An 18192-nucleotide genomic window follows, 5' to 3' on the forward strand; every position below is an offset into this window, starting at 1 on the left:
GGTCCGTCGGCGACGGCGCTCACGCGGCGAGCCCGGCGTGCGCGGCCGGAGCACCGACCCTCGACCTCGACCTCAGGTCGAGGTCGCGCGCCGTCTCGGCCACGTCGAGGGCGGCCGCGGCGATGCGCGCCGCGTCCGCCGGCGTCGTCATGAGCAGCGGCTCGGCGCGCACGAGCGGGTCGTCCTGCCCCTGCGACCCGTCGGCCGGCGCGTCGGAGGGGTGCACGAGCCACCCGTCGAGGACGTCGGCGTAGAGGCCGGCGACGGCGGCGGCCGTCGTCGGGACGCCGACGGCGCGCAGGCAGGCGTCGGCCATGCCGCGCACGGGCGCGCCGCCGACGACGGGGGAGACCCCGACGACGGGCGCGGTGGTCGCGCGCAGCGCCTCGCGCAGGCCCGGCACGGCGAGGACGGCGCCGAGGGAGACGACGGGGTTGCTCGGCGGCAGGAGGACGACGTCGGCGCCGGCCAGCGCCTCGAGCACGCCGGGGCCCGGCCGCGCCGCCCGCGCCCCGGCGACGGCGATGCGGCGGGCGGCCGGGGCCGCGTGGTGGCGCACCCACCACTCCTGGAAGTGCAGCGCCCGCTCGCCGGGCCTGGCGAGGCCCTCGGCCAGCGGGGAGCGGACCGAGCCGTCCTCGGGCAGGCCGGCGGCGTCGACGACGACGTGGGTCTCCACCCGGTCGTCGGTCATGGGCAGGAGCTCCACGCCCGGCCGCCACCGCTCGCACAGCCGCCGCGTGACCGCCGACAGGGGAGCGCCCTCGGCGAGCAGCCGGCTGCGCAGGACGTGCGTCGCGAGGTCGCGGTCGCCGAGCGAGAACCAGTCGGGAGGGTCGCCGTGCGCGGCGAGCTCGCGGGCGACGGCGAAGGTCTCCCCGGCGCGGCCCCAGCCGCGCTCGTCGTCCGCGCCGCCTCCGAGGGTGTACATGACGCTGTCGAGGTCGGGGCAGACCCGCAGGCCGTGGAGGGTGACGTCGTCGGCGGTGTTGCCGATGACGACCACCTCGTCGGCGGGGCTCGCGGCGTCGCCGCCGGCGCCCGCGGCGCGGCGCTCGGCGAGGGCGTCGAGCAGCCCGCGCAGGAACCGCGCCCCGCCCACGCCGCCGGACAGGGCTGTGATGCGCATGCCCCCATCCTGGCCGCCCCGACGGGCGGGTCGCGTCGGCGTCGCCACGCCCGTCATCCGCCCACGGCCCGTGAGGGGGCGTCACGGCGCGTCATCGCCGCTGGCCCCTCGGCGTGTCGCGCCGCCTACACCGGACGGGCTTGACGGCCCGCGCACGACACGCGTGTAATTCGGTCACGCGCCACGGTCCAACCGGGCGGCAAGGGAGTCATCGCGCTCCGCACGCGATCCAGAGGGGGTCCCTGTGCTCGACCGGACGCACGCACCGCACGCCCACCACGATCTCGACGGCTCCGACCGGCCCGTCTCCGACGCCCAGGTCCTCGAGGCCCGCGTCCTCGACGCCCGGGCCGCCGAGCTCGACGTCGTCGTCGGCCCCTGGCCGGCGGCCGCGCCCGACGAGGGCGCCCTCGAGCCCGCAGCGCCGCGCTCCCGGCCCGCGACGGACGGCGACCCGGGCGGCCGGCGCGGGCTGGAGCTCCTCGCGGGCCTCGAGGACGACGGCGACGAGGGCGTCCTGGGCTGGCAGGAGCGCGCCCTGTGCGCCCAGACCGACCCCGAGGCCTTCTTCCCCGAGAAGGGCGGCTCGACGCGCGAGGCCAAGCGCGTGTGCGTCTCCTGCGACGTGCGCGCCGAGTGCCTCGAGTACGCCCTCCTCCACGACGAGCGCTTCGGCATCTGGGGCGGCCTCTCCGAGCGCGAGCGCCGCAAGCTCAAGCGCCGCGCCGTCTGAGCGGCGGCCCGCCCCTGCGGCGACCCGCAGCGGCGGGACCGCCGCTCCGTGGACCGCGGCGAGGGGAGCGCCGAGATGGCAGGGGCACTCCCGCGGCTCCCGTACGGTTGAGCGCCGTGGACGACCAGCCCGAGCCCGAGCCCCCCGCCGGGGCGGCCGCCGGAGGCGTCGCCGGCGACGCGACGGGCGCCCTCGACGTCGTCGCCCCCGGTGCGGTGCAGGTCACCGCGCTGCTGCTGTGCACCGACCCCTCGCCCGAGGCGCCGGACCGGCTGCGGCGCGTGCTGGAGCGCCTGCGGGCGCAGTCGGTGGCGCCGGCCAGCGTCGTCGCCGTGGCGGCCGGGTGCGGCTCCGCCTCGCTGCAGGTGCTGCGCGACCACGGCCTCGAGCCCTACCTGCGCCGCCGGTCCACGCCCTACGAGCTCGTGCGGGCCCTCCCGGGTGCGCCCGCCTCCGGCCGCCGCCGCCCGCGCGGGGCCGACGGGCGCCGCCGCCCCACCGGCACCGCCGTGGGGGCCACGACCACCGGGCCCGAGGCCGCCCCCGCGGACGCGCCCGTCCCGTGGCTGTGGTTCCTCACCGACGACGTCGTCCCGGCCCCGGACGCGCTGCAGCGCCTCCTGGAGGCCGTCGAGCTCCGGCCGGGCGTCGCGGTCGCCGGCCCCAAGGTCCGCGACCTCGACCGACCGGGCCGCCTCCTGCAGGTCGGCTTCACCACGAGCCGCCGCGGCACCGCCCTCACGCGCGTCGGCGCGGACGAGCTCGACCAGGGCCAGGCCGACGACCGCGAGGACGTCCTCGCCGTCGGGGTCCCCGGGATGCTCGTGCGGCGCGACGTCCTCGACGAGGTCGGCGGCTTCGACCCCGCCCTGCCCGTCGACGGCGCCGACCTCGACCTGTGCCGCCGCGTGCGGATGGCCGGGCACAGCGTCGTCGTCGTCCCCGCCGCCGTGGTCGAGCGTCCCGGGCGGCGCGCCGATCGGGTGGGCGGCGCGCCGGGGGCCGCCGCGTACACGCGCCTGGTGTCCGCCTCGCCGCTCGGCCTGCCCTTCGCCCTCGTCGGGGTCCTCGTCGCCGGGGTGCTCCGCGCCCTGTGGCGGGTCCTCGTCAAGGACCCGGCGCACGCGCCCGCCGAGCTGGGGCGCGTCGCCGGCGTGGTGCTGCGGCCCGACCGGGTCCACGCCGCGCGCCGCCGCGCCTCGCGGGCGCAGGTGCGGGGCCGCTCCTCCCTCGTCCCCCTCATGGCCTCGCGGACGGAGGTGCTGCGCCACCACCGCGACCGGTGGTCGCTGCGCCGGGCCGCGGAGGACGCCGACGCCGAGGACGCCGCCGAGGCCGCCCGCCTGCGGGGGCCGCAGGGGCCGGGCGGCCTGCCCCCGCGGCGCGACCCGCTGCCGGCGCTGCTGCTCGCCGCCGCCCTCCTCGTCGTCTCGCTCCTGGCCCTGCACCGGCTCCTCGGCAGCGGGTCGGTGCAGGCGCCCGCCCTGCCGGCGGCCCCGTCGGGCTGGCGCGAGCTGTGGGACGCCGCGACGTCGTCCTGGGCCGCGCTGGCCACGGGGTCGGCCACGCCGCCGGACCCGCTGGTCGGCCTCCTCGGCGCCGCGAGCCTCGTCGTCGCGGGCTCGCCGGGCGTCCTCGTCGTCCTCCTGCTCGTCCTCGCCCTGCCGGTCTCGGCGGTCTCCGCCTGGTGGGGCGCCGGGGTCGTCGTGCGCGGGCGCCTGGCGCGCCTGGCCGCCGCCCTCGCCTGGGCGGCCGGGGCCCCGCTGCTCGCGGGGGTCGCCACCGGCCGGCTCGGCCCCGTGCTCGCCCACGCCGCCCTGCCGTGGCTGGCGCGCAGCCTCACCTCCGGCTGGCGGGTGCGCTCGGCGCGCCGCGCCTGGGCCGTGACCGGCGCGCTGGCGCTGGCGCTCGTCGTCGTCGGCGCGGGCGCCCCCGTCCTCCTCGTGCCCTCCCTCCTCGCCGTCCTCGTCGTGGGCGTCAGCCGGCGCCGCCGCCTGCCGCTGCTCGCCGCGCTCGTGCCCGTCACCGCGGTCGTCGGCCCCTGGGCCGTGGGGCTCGTGCGGCGCGCCGTCGACGGCTCCGCCGACCAGGCGCTCGGCGCGCTCCTCGGCGGGCCGCTGCCCCCCGTGGCCGCGGTGCCCGCCCCGACGTGGCAGCTGGCGCTCGGCCAGCCCCTCGAGGCCTCGGCGTGGGCGGTGCGCGGGCTCGGGCTGCGCGAGGGGTGGCCGGGGTGGCTGCTCCTCGTCCTGCCCCTGCTCGTGCCGGCCGCGGTGGCCCTCGTGGCGCTGGCCGCGGCCGTGCTGCGGCCCCGCGCCACGGGCGGCTGGGCCCTCGTGCTCGCCGGCGTCGTCCTCGCCGCTGCTGCCGCGCTCGTCGGCACGGGCGTCGTCCGCGCCGGCGGCCGGGCCGTCGTGGCGGCGGCGTGGGCCGGCCCCGGCGCCAGCCTCGCCCTCCTCGGGCTGCTCGTCGCGGCGCTGCCGCTGCTCGCCGGGCCGATCGGCGCCACGGGCCTGCGGACCGTGGCGCCGGACCGCGGGGTCGGCCGGGGCGCCCGGCTCGCCGCCGCCGCCCTCGTCGCCGTCCTCGGCGCCGCGACGACGGGGGCCTGGGCGCTGGCGCAGGGCTCGACCGGCGCCGACGCGGCCACCGCCGCCGGCCTCGTGGCCCGGGGCGGCGGTCCGGTGCTCCCCGAGGTCAGCTCGAGCAGCGCCGAGACGCCGCAGGCGCTGCGCACGCTCGTGCTGCGGCCCGCGGCGGCCGGGGACGACGAGGCCGGCGGCGCCTCGCCCGAGGCCGCGGTCGCGGAGGAGGCCGGCGACGTCGAGGACGCCGCCGGCAGCGCGCCGCGCCCGGTGTCCGCCGTCCTCGCCCGCGGCGGCGTCGACCTGTCCGACCTGTCCTCGCTCGTGGCGGCCGCCCCGGCGGCGCCCAGCGCCCAGGACGCCGACGTGGCGGCCCTGCCGGTCGCCGAGGCGGCCGCCGCCCTCGTGGGCGGGGACGCCGACGCCCGCGAGCGCCTCGCGTCGCTCGGCGCGGGCTTCGTCGTCCTGCTGCCGCCCTCGGGCGCGAGCACGGCGGCCGGCACCGACACCGCCTCCGCGGTCGACGCCGTCGCCGGCCTCCAGCGCGCCGCCGACGTCGAGGGGTCGGTGCTCTGGCGCCTCGCACCCCCCGCCGACGGCGGCGGCTCGGACGCCGCCTCCGACGACGAGGGAGCGGGCACGGCCTCCGACCTCGGCGTCCTGCGGGTGCTCGACGGCGACGGCCGGGTCGAGGAGGTCGTCGACGTCGCGGCGCTCAGCGGCTCGGCGCCCGTCCCCGCGGGCGACGCGGGGCGCGTCGTCGTGCTCGCCGAGCAGGCCGACGACGGCTGGACGGCCGCGGTGGACGGCGTCGGGCTCGTGCCCGTCGAGAGCCCGGACCCCGTCGCGCCCTGGGCGCAGGCCTTCGCCCTGCCCGCGGAGGGCGGGGCCCTCGCGGTCCGGCACGAGGGCCCGTGGTGGTCGCCGAGCGGCCCGTGGCCGTGGGTCGCGGGCGCCGGGCTGCTGCTCGCGGCGCTGCTGGCCGTCCCGCTGCCCGGGCGGAGGCGCGCGTGAGCCCGCGCTGGCCGTTCCGCGGCCGCCCGGGGCGCGGTGGGGCTCCGGCCGACGCCGCCCTCGGGGAGCAGGAGCAGGAGCAGCCGCGAGGGCACTTTGAGCACGACGAGCACGAGCAGGAGCACGGGACGCAGGAGCACGGGGAGCAGGAGCACGGGGCGCCGGTGGGTCGGCGGGAGGGAGACGCGGTGGCCGAGGAGCGCGACGGCGCGGCGCGCGGCGGGTGGACCCCGCCGCCCCCGGCCGCCGACGACGGGCCCGCGACGACCGCCGAGGAGCCGGCGGCCGCCGACGCGCCGGGAGCCGGTGCCGCCGCCGCGCCCGCTGGTGCTGCGGCGGCCGGGGACGGCACCACTGCCGACGGGACGGCGGATGACGGGCCGACCGACGACGAGGGGCGTCCTGCCGGGACGGGCTCCCGCACGCGTCCGAGCGGCCGCCGGGTCGCGGCGGCCGCCGTCGCCGTCGCGCTGGTGCTCGCCGCCGCCGGCGCCGCGGCGGCGGGCACGGCCCTGCGCGGGGACGAGGCGCGGCGCGCAGCCCCGGCCGGCGGCGTCGTCAGCGTCGGCAGCGGCGTGGCGACGTCCTCGCTCGGCTGCCCCGGGGGTCCCGTGCCGGCGGCCGCGCCGGCCGGCACCGACGGCGACTTCGCCGCTGTCGTCACGCCGCCGGACGCGCGCCTGACGGCCGTGGCCGCGGGACTGGAGGGGCCGCTGGCGGTGGCGCCCGTGACGGCGGCCGCGTCGTCGACGACCACGGGGGCCGACCCGGCCCCGGGGGGCGGGACGCCCTCGGTGGACGGGACCGTCTCCGCGGCCGGCTCGGGCGGTGCGGCCGCCGTCTCGGCGACCGGCGTCGCGGGCGAGGCCGCGCCCTCCCTCGCGGCCCTCGCGACGACGGTGACGCCCGACGGCGACCTGCAGGGCGTCGCGGCGGCGACCTGCCCGGCGCCGACGTCGGACGCCTGGCTCGTGGGCGGGGCCACCGACGCGGGCACGAGCACGCGGCTGGTCCTCGTGAACCCCGGGTCGACGGCCGCCGAGGTGGGCGTCGAGGTGCTCACCGAGGAGGGCGTCGAGCAGCCCGCCGCCGGTCAGGGCGTCGTCGTCCCGGCGGGCCAGCGGACCGAGCTGCTCGTGGAGGGCCTCGTCGGCGGGGCGGAGGCCCTGGCCGTGCACGTGACGAGCACGGGGGGCTCGGTGGCGCCCTCGCTCGTCGTCACCCGGCTCGCGGGGCTCGTGCCGCGCGGCGTCGAGGTCGTCGCCCCCGCGGCGGCCCCCGCGCTCGCCCAGGTGGTGCCGGGCGTGGCGACCGAGGGCCGCAGCACGGCGGTGCTGCGGCTCGCCGTCCCGGGCTCCGAGCCCGCCGACGTCGAGTGGGACGTCCTGGCGGACGACGCGGGCGCCGAGGCGGCCGCGGACCTCTCGGCCGGGGCGGCCGTGCCCGCGGGCACCGTCGTCGACGTGCCGCTGGGCGGGCTGCCCGCCGGCTCGGCGGCCGTCGCGGTCCGCTCGGACGTGCCGGTCGTGGCGTCCGTCGTCCTCGAGCGCCTGTCGGGCGCCGAGGAGGCCGGGCCCGCCGACCTCGCGGTGGCGCCCGCCACCGACCCGCTGTCCGTGGGGGCGGCGCTGGCGCTGCCGACCACCGCCGCGGGGCTCACCTCGGCGGTCCTCCTCACCAACGCCTCCGAGGAGCCGGCGACCCTGTCCCTGGCGGCGGTGGCGCCGGACGGCGCCCGCGCCGACGCCGTGGAGGTCGACCTCGAGCCGCGCTCGACGGCCCGGGCGCCCGCGGGCCTGCTCGAGGGGGCGGCCGGGCTGCTCGTCACCGCCGTGGACGCCTCCGGGGCGACCGCGGCCGCCGAGGGCGCGGAGGGCGAGCCGTCGGGCGGCGTGCACGCCGCGCTGGTGCTGTCCGCCGCCGAGCCCGCGGGGGCCGTCGCCGTGGCGGTGCCGTCGGCGGTGCCGGCCGCCGCGGGGAGCACGCCCGTGCTCGTCGCGGCGCCCGGTCGCTGGCCCTAGCTGCTCCTGGCCGGCTGGCCGGGGTGCGGGCGGCGGCCGGGGCGTGCGCCGCCGGCCCCGCCGTCGTCCTGGGCCGTCGTCCTCAGTCGTCCCGGTAGTGCGGGTCCAGGCGCTCGGGCTCGGTGCCGAGGGCGTGGGCGATCTGCTCGACGACGACGTGGTGCACGAGGTCCTCGAGGTCGCCGGCCTCGCTCGCGCGCGTCTCCACGGGGCGCCGGTAGACGACGACGCGCGCGGGACGACCGCGGTCGGCGGCGGAGAAGCGGCCGAGCGGCACGGCGTCGTCGTCCGCGCCGGTGGGGGCGGGCGGCACGTCCTCGACGGCGAACTCGATCTCCTGCAGCGGCGCGTCGAGCACCTGCTCGACGTCCTCCACGGCGTCGAGGACGAGGTCGTCGAAGCGCTCGCTGCGGGTGCGGGACGCCGGCAGGGCCGCCGGCAGCAGGGGGCCGCGCAGCCCGCGCCCGCGCCGGTCCCGGCGGCGCCGCGCCGGGCGGCGCCCCGGGGAGGTGGCGGTGGCGGGGGACGGCCCGGCGGAGGTCCCGGGGGCGCCCGCCGTGGGGGCGGCGTCGGCTCGCTCGTGCGCCGCGTGCGGCGCCTGGTCCTCCGGCACGCCCCCAGGCTACGGCGACCGCTGGTGCTCGCAGCCCGTCGCCGCCGCCCTCGGGGCCGGGCTCCCGCGCTCCCCGTGGACGGCACGGAGGACCGCGAGGGCGGGCGGAGGGGCGGGCGGCGTGGGGGCGCGGGGCGCCCGGCGCGGGGAGGTAGCGTCGCCGACCGTGACGTCCTCCCCGCACGCCGGCGGCGGCCCCGCGCGCGGGGCCCGGCCGTGAGCTCCTCGGCCGGCGCGCGCCCCGGCCCCCCGCCCGGCGCCCGGCGGTGCTGCCGCAGCGCCTGCCCGCGCCCCGCCGTCGCGACGCTCACCTACGTGTACGCCGACTCGACGGCCGTCCTCGGCTCGCTGTCGGCCAGCCCCGAGCCGCACACCTACGACCTGTGCGCCCCGCACGCCGAGCGGCTCACCGCGCCGCGCGGCTGGGAGGTCGTGCGTCTGGCGCCGGACGTCTCGCACGAGCGCCGCAGCGACGACGACCTCCTCGCGCTCGCCGACGCCGTCCGCGACGCCGCCCGCCCGCGCGCCTCCGACGCGCAGGGCTCGGGCGCCGGCCCGGGGGGCGCGGCGCGGGGCCCGGTCGAGCCTCCCGCCCAGGAGACCGCGCGCCGCGGCCACCTGCGGGTGCTCCGCGACGCCGGAGGCCCCCGGAGCTGAGCCCGGACGACGGGCCGGACGAGGGGGCGGGACGGGCGCCGCGCCTGTCCGGCGTCGGCCGCACCTGAGCCGTTCCGGACGGATCTGCCCGAAGGGCTCAAGGTCCTCACCCGGTCGGCCGATGGCAGGGGGGTCACGCCGCCGACGGCGGCCCGGTCGTCCTCCAGGAGCAGTCGTGCCCAGCAGCCGCGCCACCTCGTCCGCCCCCCGCCAGCGGCGCCGCGCCGAGCCCCCGCCGCCGCTGGGCTCCCTCACCCAGGCCGACGCCGTCACGGCGTCGTGCAGCAGCTGCGGGGCGGGGCGGGTCACGCGCCTGGCCATGACCCTCACCGACGGCACGCCGGCCGTCTTCACCTCCTGCACGCGCTGCGAGCACCGCGGCTGGGAGGCCGACGGCGCCGTCCTGTCCATCGACGACGTCGTGGACCGCACCCGCCGTCCCTGACCGGCTGCACCGAGCCCACCGTCCTCGCCCCCCTGGGCGCCACCTCCGGCGATGCCGAGTGACGGGGCAGGCCCGTCGGGGTGGCAGCCGCCTCCGGGCACGGCCCCCGGACGGTGCCGACGGGTAGCCTCCGCCGACGTGACCACGCCCCCGCCGCCGACCGACCTCTCGCACATCGTCAAGGCGTACGACGTCCGCGGCGTCGTCCCCGACCAGTGGGACGAGCGCACGGCGCGCGCGCTGGGCGCCGCGGTGGCCGACGTCCTCGTGCTCGAGGCGGCGCACCCCGCCGGCGGCGCCGACCGGGCCGCGCCCCGCGGCCGCCGGCTCGTCGTCGGTCACGACATGCGCCCGAGCTCGCCCGGCCTCGTCGACGCCTTCGCCGCGGGCGCGCAGGACCGGGGCGTCGACGTCGTCCTCGTCGGGCTCTGCTCGACCGACGGCCTCTACTACGCGAGCGGTGCTCTGGACGCGCCCGGCGCGATGTTCACGGCGAGCCACAACCCGGCGCAGTACAACGGCGTCAAGCTCTGCCGCGCCGGCGCGCGCCCCGTCAGCCTCGACACGGGCCTGGCCGCGGTGCGCGACCACGCCGCGGCGTCGCTGGACGCCGGCGGCCCGGAGGTCGTCGACGAGCGGGGGAGCCGCACGGAGCAGGACGTCCTGCGGGGCTACGGCGAGCACCTGCGCTCGCTCGTCGACCTGTCCGGGTCGCGGCCGCTGACCGTCGTCGTCGACGCCGGCAACGGGATGGCCGGGCTGACGGTGCCGGCGGTGCTGGGGGAGGCCGCCGGCCTCCCGGCCCTCTCGGTCGACGTGCGGCCGCTCTACTTCGAGCTCGACGGCACCTTCCCGAACCACGAGGCGAACCCGCTGGAGCCCGCCAACCTCGTCGACCTGCAGCGTGCGGTCGTCGAGCAGGGGGCCGACCTCGGCCTCGCCTTCGACGGCGACGCCGACCGCTGCTTCGTCGTCGACGAGCGCGGCGAGGCGGTCAGCCCCAGCGCCGTCACGGCCCTCGTCGCGCTGCGCGAGATCGCCCGCGAGCGGGAGGACGACCCGGAGGCCGAGGTCGTCGTCATCCACAACCTCATCACCTCGCGCGTCGTGCCCGAGCTCGTCGCGGGCGCCGGGGCCACGCCCGTGCGGACGCGCGTGGGGCACTCCTACATCAAGGAGGAGATGGCGCGCACCGGCGCCGTCTTCGGGGGCGAGCACTCGGCGCACTACTACTTCCGCGCGTTCTGGGGCGCCGACACCGGGATGCTCGCGGCGTTGCACGTCCTCGCCGCGTGCGGGGAGGACGAGCGGCCCCTGTCCGCGCTCGTCGCCGACTACGCCCCCTACGCCGCGAGCGGGGAGATCAACAGCGTGGTCGACGACGTGCTGGCGGCGGTCGAGCGCGTCCGCCAGGCCTACGCCGCGCGAGGCGCGGGCGTCGACGACCTCGACGGGATGACGGTGACGGCGCCCGTCGGCTCCGGCGACGAGGAGCAGGAGGCCCCGGCGCGGGGGCCCGGCGGGCGCGCGTGGTGGTTCAACCTGCGCGCGAGCAACACCGAGCCCCTGCTGCGGCTCAACGTCGAGGGCGTCGACGCCGCGACCACGGCGGCCGTGCGCGACGAGGTCCTCGCGCTCGTGCGGGCGGACGCGTGAGCGGCGGGGGAGCGGCCCGGCGGGGCGCGCCTCCGGAGCCGCCGGCCTGGCTGCGCGAGGTGCTGCGGTGCCCGGCGACCGGGGGGCCGCTGGAGGACCGCCGCGACGCCGACGGCCGGCTCGTGGGCCTGCTCAGCACGAGCGCCGAGCCGCCGCTGCTCTACCCCGTCGTCGACGGCGTGCCCGTGCTGCTCGTCGACGAGGGCGTCCCCCAGCCGTCGTCCGGGGGCGCGCCGTCCGGGGGCGCGCCGTCCGGGGGCGCATCGTCCGGGGGCGCGCCGACCGGGATCGCGCCGTCCGGGGTGCCGGGGGAGTCCGCGGGTGGCTGACCTCGACGAGGCGCTGCTCGACGACGCCGACCGGCTCGCGGCGGCCGACCCGGCCTCCGTGCTCCGGGCGCTCGCCGGCGCCGGCGCCCAGGTGCGCCGCGCGCTCGAGCTCGTCGAGGAGTCGCCCGCCGCCCGCTGGGGCCGGGAGGACCGCCCGCGTGCGGTCGTCGTGGCGGCGCGCGGCGGTGCGACGGTCGTGGCCGGCGCCCTCGAGGCGCTGGCCGGCCAGCGGGCCGCCGTGCCCGTCGTCGCCCGCACGGGCGCCGCGCTGCCGGCCTGGGTCGGTGCGCTCGACCTCGTCGTCGCCGTCTCCCTGTCCGGGCGCGCGGAGGCGACCGTCGCCCTCGCCGCGGAGGCGGGCCGCCGCGGTGCGCGCCTGCTGACGGTCGGCGCGGCCGGTTCTCCGCTCGAGGCCGCCTGCGCGATGGGCCGCGGCGTCCACGTGCCGCTGCCCGAGCCGGGCCGGGAGGCCACGTCGGCACCCACCTCCCGCACGGCGCTGTGGTCCCTGCTCACGCCGGCCCTGTGCGTGACGTCCTCCCTCGGCGTCCTGGCGCCGCTCGGGGACGCGTCGGCGACGGAGGCCCTCGCCGAGGTGGCCACCGCCCTCGACGCCGAGGCGGAGGCCTGCCGGCCGGGCTCGGAGACCTTCGTCAACCCCGCCAAGGCCCTGGCCCTCGACCTGGCCGCCGACGTGCCCGTCCTGCTCGGCGACGGCGACCTCGCGGGCGTCGCGGCGCGGCGGGCCGCCTCGGTGCTCGCCCGCACCGCGCGGGTGCCCGCCGTCCACGGGCGCCTGCCCGACGACGCGGGGGACGTGGTGGCCACCTTCGGCGGCCCTTTCGCGGCGGCCGCGGAGGACGACCTCTTCGACGACCCCTTCCTCGACGGGCCCTCGCGCAGCCGCCTGCGCCTGGTGCTGCTGCGGGAGGGCACGGCCGGGGCGTCCGCGGCGGTGCTGCGCCTCGCCGAGCGCTCGGGGGTGCGCACGAGCGAGGTCGTCGCCGACGCCGGGGGCCCGCTCGCCCGCTTCGCCCAGCTCGTCGCGCGCACCGACTTCGCCGCGGCCTACCTCGCCCTGGCCACCGGGCTGGACCCGGCGACCTCCCCGCACGTCGCGGAGCTGAGGGACGCCCTCGGGTGATCCGCTCACCCGGCCGGAGCAGGGGCCTCCGCTGTCCGGGTGAGCGTGGCGGCTCGTCGACCCGGACCCCTCCAGGGGAGGGGAGGGCCTGCCGAGGCCTCGACCATGGCGACGAGCGAGAGCACCCACGAGGCGGCGACGGCAGCGGCGGCGGACGCGCCCGCCGGGAGCACCCTGGCGGCCGAGCGGCCCGTCCCGCGGCAGCATGTCGCCGTGGACCCCGTCGTCGTGGACCCCGCCGCCCCGTCGCGCGCCACCGCCGAGCGCGCCGACGCCGAGCGCGCCGCGGTGGAGCACGCCTTCGAGCGCCCGGCCACGGCCGGGGCGCCCGCGCCGACGGCCTGGGTCGTCGACCTGTGCGACGACGTGCGGCCCTCGGCGGACGACGTCCGGTCGGCGGGGCCTGCCGGCGCGGCGACGCGCGGCACCGCCCTGCAGGCGATGGCGGGCTGGGGCGGCGCCCTGGTCCTCGGCGCCGCGTGCTGGGCGGGCGCGCTCACCGTGCTGACCCGCGTCCTCTGACCGGCCCCCCAGCGCGCCCCGAGGGGTGGCGGGTCGACGGGGGAGGGACGACCCGGTCTCGTCGGCAACGGCGGAGTAGGCTCGCCGGTGCCCGGCGTCGGTGGAGACCGCAGGCCCAGAGGGGCTGCGCCGGTGACCTGACCGCCCCTCCCGGAGGACTCCCGTGACGCTCACCGCGCCCGCCGCACCCGACACCACCGCCCCCACCGGCTCGACGGCCCGCGAGGACCTGCCCACCGCGGCCGTCGTCGGCGGCGTCCAGCACCTCGTCGCCGACCTCGGCCTCGCCGAGGCGGGCCGCCACCAGATCCGCCTCGCCGAGCACGAGATGCCCGGCCTCATGGCCCTGCGCGCCGAGATGGGCCCCGCCCAGCCGCTGCGCGGCGCCCGCATCACCGGCTCGCTGCACATGACGGTGCAGACGGCCGTGCTCATCGAGACCCTCACGGCGCTCGGCGCCGAGGTCCGCTGGGCCAGCTGCAACATCTTCTCCACGCAGGACGAGGCGGCGGCCGCCGTCGTCGTCGGCACCGGGACGCCCGAGGCGCCCGCCGGCGTGCCGGTCTTCGCGTGGAAGGGCGAGACCCTCGCCGAGTACTGGTGGTGCACCGACACCGCGCTCGACTGGAGCCGCGAGGGCCACGACGGCCCCAACATGCTCCTCGACGACGGCGGCGACGCCACGCTGCTCGTCCACAACGGCGTCGCGGCCGAGGCCGCGGGCGAGGTCGCCGGCCCGGAGGCCGCCGAGAACGCCGAGCACGCCGTCGTCCTCGAGACGCTGCGCCGCAGCCTCGCCGCCGACGGCCAGCGCTTCACGAAGCTCGCCGCGGGCCTCAAGGGCGTCACCGAGGAGACGACGACGGGCGTGCACCGCCTCGTCGAGATGGCCCGCGACGGCCGCCTGCTCTTCCCGGCGATCAACGTCAACGACTCGGTCACCAAGTCGAAGTTCGACAACACCTACGGCTGCCGCCACAGCCTCGTCGACGGCCTCAACCGCGCCACCGACGTCCTCATCGGCGGCAAGGTCGCGGTCGTGGCGGGCTACGGCGACGTCGGCAAGGGCTGCGCCGAGTCGCTGCGCGGCCAGGGCGCCCGCGTCGTCGTCACCGAGGTCGACCCCATCTGCGCGCTGCAGGCCGCGATGGAGGGCTACCAGGTCACGACGCTTGAGGACGTGCTGCCCACGGCCGACATCGTCGTGACGACGACCGGCTGCAAGGACGTCGTCACCGCCGACCACATGGCCGCGATGAAGGACAAGGCGATCGTCGCCAACATCGGCCACTTCGACAACGAGATCGACATGGCCGGCCTCGCCCGGGTCGAGGGCGTGCAGCGGACGGAGATCAAGCCGCAGGTCCACGAGTGGGTCTTCCCCGGCTCGGGCGAGCGCCCGGAGCACAGTGTCATCGTGCTGTCCGAGGGCCGGCTCATGAACCTCGGCAACGCGACGGGCCACCCGTCGTTCGTCATGAGCTGCTCGTTCTCCAACCAGGTGATCGCCCAGGTCGAGCTCTTCACGCGCACCGACGAGTACGCGACGGCCGTCCACGTGCTGCCGAAGCACCTCGACGAGAAGGTCGCCCGCCTGCACCTCGGCGCCCTCGGCGTGCGGCTCACCGAGCTCTCGCCCTCGCAAGCCTCCTACCTCGGCGTGCCCGTCGAGGGGCCGTTCAAGCCGGAGGCCTACCGCTACTGAGCACCGGCACCTGAGCGCCCGACGGGCGGTCGTCCCCGCGGGGGCGGCCGCCCGTCGCCGTCCGCGACCCGCGGCGTCTCGGCCCTGGGGCGTCCCCGACCCCGCACTTCGTCGTCACATCGCCCCGTCGGGGCCTCCTGAGGCGCACTTCGTCGTCACTTCGCCGCGAGACGGGCGTTGGCACGGCGAAGTGACGACGAAGTGCCGTGCCGGCCGAGTGGACCCTCAGAGGTCAGGAGAAGGGCAGGCGCTGCAGCTCGTCCGCGTCCTGGCGGCGGCGCTCCTCCTGGGCGCGCAGCCGCTCGAGGTCGCGGCGGCGGCGCTCGGCCAGCACGGCGGCGAGCACGCGCTCGGGGGACGCCGACGGCGGCGGGGGCGGGAACACCCGCGCGACGACGTCGGCCCGCAGCTCCGCGCCGAGCTGCTCCCGCGAGGTCGGGTTGAGGCGGTGCGAGCGCGCGAGCAGCTGCCGGCACGCGAGGGCCAGCCCGGCGGGCAGCGCACCGACGTCGGCGGTGGACGCCCAGCGCGCCAGCTCGGGCGGCATGAGGACCTCGCGGACCTCCTGGCGGGCGGCGCGCTCGCGGACGACGACGGTCCCCGCCAGCAGGTCGCCGATGCGCTTGCCGCGCCGGTTCGCCAGCGCCGTGATGAGCGCGGGCGCGCCCGTCAGCAGCCACAGCTCGCCGACGCCGGTGAGCGCCCGGACGACCGCGTGGCGGAAGCGCACCGGGCCGCCGTCGTCGCGCACGACCCGGGTGCCCATGACGAGGCGCCCGAGCGAGCGTCCGCGCGTCAGCGTCTCGACGGCCGTGGGGATGCCGACGACGAGCAGCACGAGCAGCACCGAGACGACCGTCGCCACCGAGGAGGTGTTGGCCCCGCCCAGGCGGGGGAGCGCGACGACGAGGACGACGAAGCCGACGACGAGCACGACGAGCGCGTCGAGCAGGCCCGAGGCGATGCGCAGGACCGCCGAGGCGCGCGGCAGCTCGAGCACCACGGCGTCGCCGGTGACGACGCCCGTCCCGAGCGCGTGGGCCAGGGCCTCGTCCTCCCAGCTCGCGCCGGCCTCCCCTCGGACCCGTGCGGCGTCCCCGGTCGTTGTCACGCCCCCATGCTGGCAGGGCCGACCCGGCGGTGTGCGCCCGTCCGGGCGCCGGGGCCGGGGGCGGCCTCGGTAGCGTGGCAGCAGCGGGCCGCGGTGGTGCCGCGGTCGGAGGGAGCCCGGTGGACGTCGACGCGTTCGTGGAGGTCCACGAGCCCACCTGGCAGCGCCTCGAGCGGCTGCTGCGCCAGGGGCGGCTTCGCGGGGAGGACGCCGACGAGCTGCTGCGGCTGTACCAGCGCACCGCCACGCACCTGTCGGTCCTGCAGGCCTCGAGCCCCGACCCGGTGCTCGTCTCGCGGCTCTCCCGGCTCGTGGCGCGCGCCCGCAGCCGCATCGGCGGGGTGCGCGAGCCGGCGTGGCGCGAGGTCGCCCGCTTCCTGCTCGTGTCCTTCCCCGTGGCGGTCTACCGGATCCGCTGGGTCGTCGTCGGCGTCGCGGCCGCCTTCCTCGTCATGGCCACCGCGGTGGCGGTCTGGACGGCGACCGACCCGGCGGTGCTGGCGTCCATGGGCGGCGAGCAGGACCTGCGGCAGTACGTCGAGCGCGACTTCGTCGACTACTACTCCCAGAACACGGCGGCGTCCTTCGCCGGCCAGGTGTGGTCCAACAACGCGCGCATCGCCGCGCTGTGCGTCGCCTTCGGCATCACGGGCGTCTTCGTCGTCTACATCGTCGCCGCCAACGCGGTGGGCGTGGGGCAGGCCGCCGGGCTGCTCTTCGCCTACGACCGCGGCGACGTCTTCTTCGCCTTCATCCTCCCGCACGGCTTCCTCGAGCTCACGGCCGTCTTCGTCGCGGCGGCGGCCGGGCTCGCGCTGTTCTGGGCCTGGGTCTCCCCGGGCGCCCGCACGCGCGCGGACGCCCTGGCCGCCGAGGGGCGGGCGCTGTTCACCATCGCCCTGGGCCTCGTCGGCGTCCTGGCGGTCAGCGGGGTGGTCGAGGGTTTCGTCACGCCGGCGCCGTGGCCCACGCCCGTGCGCGTCGGCGTCGGCTTCCTCGTCTTCGCGGGCTTCTGCGCCTACGTGGGCGTCCTCGGCCGCCGCGCGGCGGCGCTGGGGGAGACCGGCGACCTGCGCGCCGGCGACGTCGGCGACGTCGCGCCCGTCCGCGGCTGACGCCCCGAGCGGGGCCCCGGACCGGTCACCCCGGGACCGCCTCAGCGGCGCCGCAGCCCGTCTCGGCGCCCCTACGCTGGCGGTCCGTGACGGCACCTCGGAGGACCCTCGGCTGGACCCTGCACGGCGACGGGCGCACCGTCGGCCCCGGCGAGGTGGTCGGCCCCGGGGAGCGGCTCGCGTGGTGGCGGACCGGCGTCATCGGCGTCCAGCACGTCGTCGCCATGTTCGGCGCGACCTTCCTCGTGCCGCTCATCACGGGCCTGCCGCCGGCGACGACGCTCTTCTTCTCCGCCGTCGGCACGCTCCTGTTCCTCGTCGTGACCGGCGGGCGGCTGCCGAGCTACCTCGGGTCGAGCTTCGCCTTCATCGCCCCGCTCGCGGCCGCGACGGCGCAGGGCGGCGTCGCGGTGGCCCTCGGCGGCGTCCTCGTCACCGGTGTCGCGCTCGCGCTCGTCGGCGTCGTCGTCCACGTCGCCGGGCCGCGCTGGATCTCCGCAGTCATGCCGCCCCCGGTCACCGGGACGATCGTGGCGCTCATCGGCCTCAACCTGGCTCCCAGCGCGCTCGCCAACGTCGAGCAGAGCCCGGTGACCGCCGTCGTCACGCTCGGGGCGATCCTCCTGGCGACCGTGCTGTTCCGCGGTCTGCTGGGACGCCTCGGGGTGCTCGTCGGTGTCGTCGCCGGGTACGCCGTCGCGGTCGCCCGCGGGGAGGTGGACCTGGCGCCGGTCGCGGAGGCCCACTGGCGCGGTCTCCCGCCCTTCACCGCGCCGGCCTTCGACGTCGCGGTGCTCGGGCTCTTCCTGCCGGTGGTGCTCGTCCTCGTCGCCGAGAACGTCGGCCACGTCACCTCGGTGGCCGCCATGACGGGCACCGACGTCGAGCGCCTCACCGGCCGCGCCCTCGTCGCGGACGGCGCAGCGACGGCGTTGGCGGGCCTCGGCGGCGGCTCGGGCACGACGACGTACGCCGAGAACATCGGCGTCATGGCCGCGACGCGCGTCTACTCGACCGCCGCGTACCTCGTCGCCGGCCTCGCCGCGCTGGCCCTGAGCCTGTCGCCGAAGGTCGGCGCGCTCATCGCGACCGTGCCGCCGGGCGTGCTCGGCGGCGCCGCCACCGTGCTCTACGGCCTCATCGGGGTGCTGGGGGCGCGGATCTGGGTGCAGCACCGCGTCGACTTCGGCGACCCGGTGAACCTCATGACGGCCGGGACCGCGCTCGTCATCGGCATCGCCGACTACACGCTCGTCGTCGGCGACCTCACCTTCGGCGGCATCGCCCTCGGCACGGCCGCGGCGATCGGCGTCTTCCACGGGATGCGGGCCGTCCAGCGGCTGCGCGGGACGCGGCCGCAGGAGCAGCGCGCCGACGTGGTGGAGGCGGCAGAGGCGCCGTAGGCGAACAGCGCCG

15 protein-coding genes are annotated in these 18192 nt (G+C 79.3%); 12 read left to right on the plus strand and 3 right to left on the minus strand.

The window, feature by feature from the left end:
- Window positions 1-19: 19 nt before the first annotated feature.
- Window positions 20-1129 carry a 2-phospho-L-lactate transferase gene (gene cofD, locus Q0789_RS08775; protein ID WP_298804273.1) on the minus strand — a complete coding sequence of 370 codons (1110 nt, stop codon included), beginning with the start codon at window positions 1127-1129 and terminating at the stop codon, window positions 20-22.
- Between the two features lie 472 nt (window positions 1130-1601).
- On the opposite strand from cofD, the gene Q0789_RS08780 reads away from it, so the two are divergent.
- The 3 genes from Q0789_RS08780 to Q0789_RS08790 all read left to right on the plus strand — a co-directional run bounded on the left by Q0789_RS08780 (window position 1602) and on the right by Q0789_RS08790 (window position 7479).
- Window positions 1602-1862 carry a WhiB family transcriptional regulator gene (locus tag Q0789_RS08780; RefSeq protein WP_171204245.1) on the plus strand — a complete coding sequence of 87 codons (261 nt, stop codon included), beginning with the start codon at window positions 1602-1604 and terminating at the stop codon, window positions 1860-1862.
- 116 nt (window positions 1863-1978) lie between these two features.
- Window positions 1979-5458 (plus strand): glycosyltransferase, encoded by a 3480-nt coding sequence (locus tag Q0789_RS08785; protein ID WP_298804275.1) that lies wholly within the window; start codon window positions 1979-1981, stop codon window positions 5456-5458.
- Window positions 5455-7479: a DUF5719 family protein gene (locus tag Q0789_RS08790; RefSeq protein ID WP_298804277.1), complete on the plus strand. Its 2025-nt coding sequence runs from the start codon at window positions 5455-5457 to the stop codon at window positions 7477-7479. The genes Q0789_RS08785 and Q0789_RS08790 overlap by 4 nt, the downstream gene beginning before the upstream one ends.
- Before the next feature lie 82 nt (window positions 7480-7561).
- On the opposite strand, the gene Q0789_RS08795 is transcribed toward Q0789_RS08790, so the two are convergent.
- Window positions 7562-8092 (minus strand): metallopeptidase family protein, encoded by a 531-nt coding sequence (locus Q0789_RS08795; RefSeq protein ID WP_298804279.1) that lies wholly within the window; start codon window positions 8090-8092, stop codon window positions 7562-7564.
- A 216-nt stretch (window positions 8093-8308) separates the two neighbouring features.
- Here Q0789_RS08795 and Q0789_RS08800 point away from each other — a divergent pair, with 216 nt between their 5' ends.
- From Q0789_RS08800 to ahcY, 7 genes are all read left to right on the plus strand, one after another.
- On the plus strand, window positions 8309-8749 hold the full coding sequence (locus Q0789_RS08800) for a DUF3499 domain-containing protein (RefSeq protein ID WP_298804281.1): 441 nt from the start codon (window positions 8309-8311) through the stop codon (window positions 8747-8749).
- Window positions 8750-8924: 175 nt separating this feature from the next.
- Window positions 8925-9194 (plus strand): hypothetical protein, encoded by a 270-nt coding sequence (locus Q0789_RS08805; protein ID WP_298804283.1) that lies wholly within the window; start codon window positions 8925-8927, stop codon window positions 9192-9194.
- A gap of 138 nt (window positions 9195-9332) precedes the next feature.
- A complete protein-coding gene (locus Q0789_RS08810; RefSeq protein ID WP_298804285.1) occupies window positions 9333-10850 on the plus strand; it encodes a phosphomannomutase/phosphoglucomutase in 1518 nt (505 codons plus the stop codon).
- The gene (locus Q0789_RS08815; RefSeq protein WP_298804287.1) at window positions 10847-11179 is read left to right on the plus strand and encodes a hypothetical protein; all 333 of its coding nucleotides are present in this window, start codon (window positions 10847-10849) and stop codon (window positions 11177-11179) included. Before Q0789_RS08810 ends, Q0789_RS08815 begins: the two co-directional genes overlap by 4 nt.
- On the plus strand, window positions 11172-12323 hold the full coding sequence (locus Q0789_RS08820; protein WP_298804288.1) for an SIS domain-containing protein: 1152 nt from the start codon (window positions 11172-11174) through the stop codon (window positions 12321-12323). The genes Q0789_RS08815 and Q0789_RS08820 overlap by 8 nt, the downstream gene beginning before the upstream one ends.
- A 105-nt stretch (window positions 12324-12428) precedes the next feature.
- Entirely contained in the window at window positions 12429-12845 is a 417-nt protein-coding gene (locus tag Q0789_RS08825) for a hypothetical protein (RefSeq protein ID WP_298804290.1), read from the plus strand.
- Between the two features lie 163 nt (window positions 12846-13008).
- Window positions 13009-14550: an adenosylhomocysteinase gene (gene ahcY, locus Q0789_RS08830; RefSeq protein ID WP_366917688.1), complete on the plus strand. Its 1542-nt coding sequence runs from the start codon at window positions 13009-13011 to the stop codon at window positions 14548-14550.
- A gap of 232 nt (window positions 14551-14782) precedes the next feature.
- On the opposite strand, the gene Q0789_RS08835 is transcribed toward ahcY, so the two are convergent.
- Window positions 14783-15661, minus strand: coding sequence for an RDD family protein (locus Q0789_RS08835; protein WP_298804292.1), 879 nt, complete (start codon window positions 15659-15661; stop codon window positions 14783-14785).
- A 119-nt stretch (window positions 15662-15780) separates the two neighbouring features.
- On the opposite strand from Q0789_RS08835, the gene Q0789_RS08840 reads away from it, so the two are divergent.
- Complete coding sequence (locus Q0789_RS08840; protein WP_298804294.1) at window positions 15781-16776, plus strand: stage II sporulation protein M; 996 nt, start codon at window positions 15781-15783, stop codon at window positions 16774-16776.
- A gap of 86 nt (window positions 16777-16862) precedes the next feature.
- Window positions 16863-18179 (plus strand): solute carrier family 23 protein, encoded by a 1317-nt coding sequence (locus Q0789_RS08845; RefSeq protein ID WP_298804296.1) that lies wholly within the window; start codon window positions 16863-16865, stop codon window positions 18177-18179.
- Window positions 18180-18192 lie beyond the last annotated feature (13 nt).

It is taken from the genome of uncultured Pseudokineococcus sp. (assembly GCF_947499845.1).
GTDB lineage: Bacteria > Actinomycetota > Actinomycetes > Actinomycetales > Quadrisphaeraceae > Pseudokineococcus.

Bases quoted from the DNA above. Each gene is read 5' to 3' on its own strand.
- cofD (WP_298804273.1), bottom strand. From the start codon at position 1,129: ATGCGCATCACAGCCCTGTCCGGCGGCGTGGGCGGGGCGCGGTTCCTG.
- Q0789_RS08825 (WP_298804290.1), top strand. From the start codon at position 12,429: ATGGCGACGAGCGAGAGCACCCACGAGGCGGCGACGGCAGCGGCGGCG.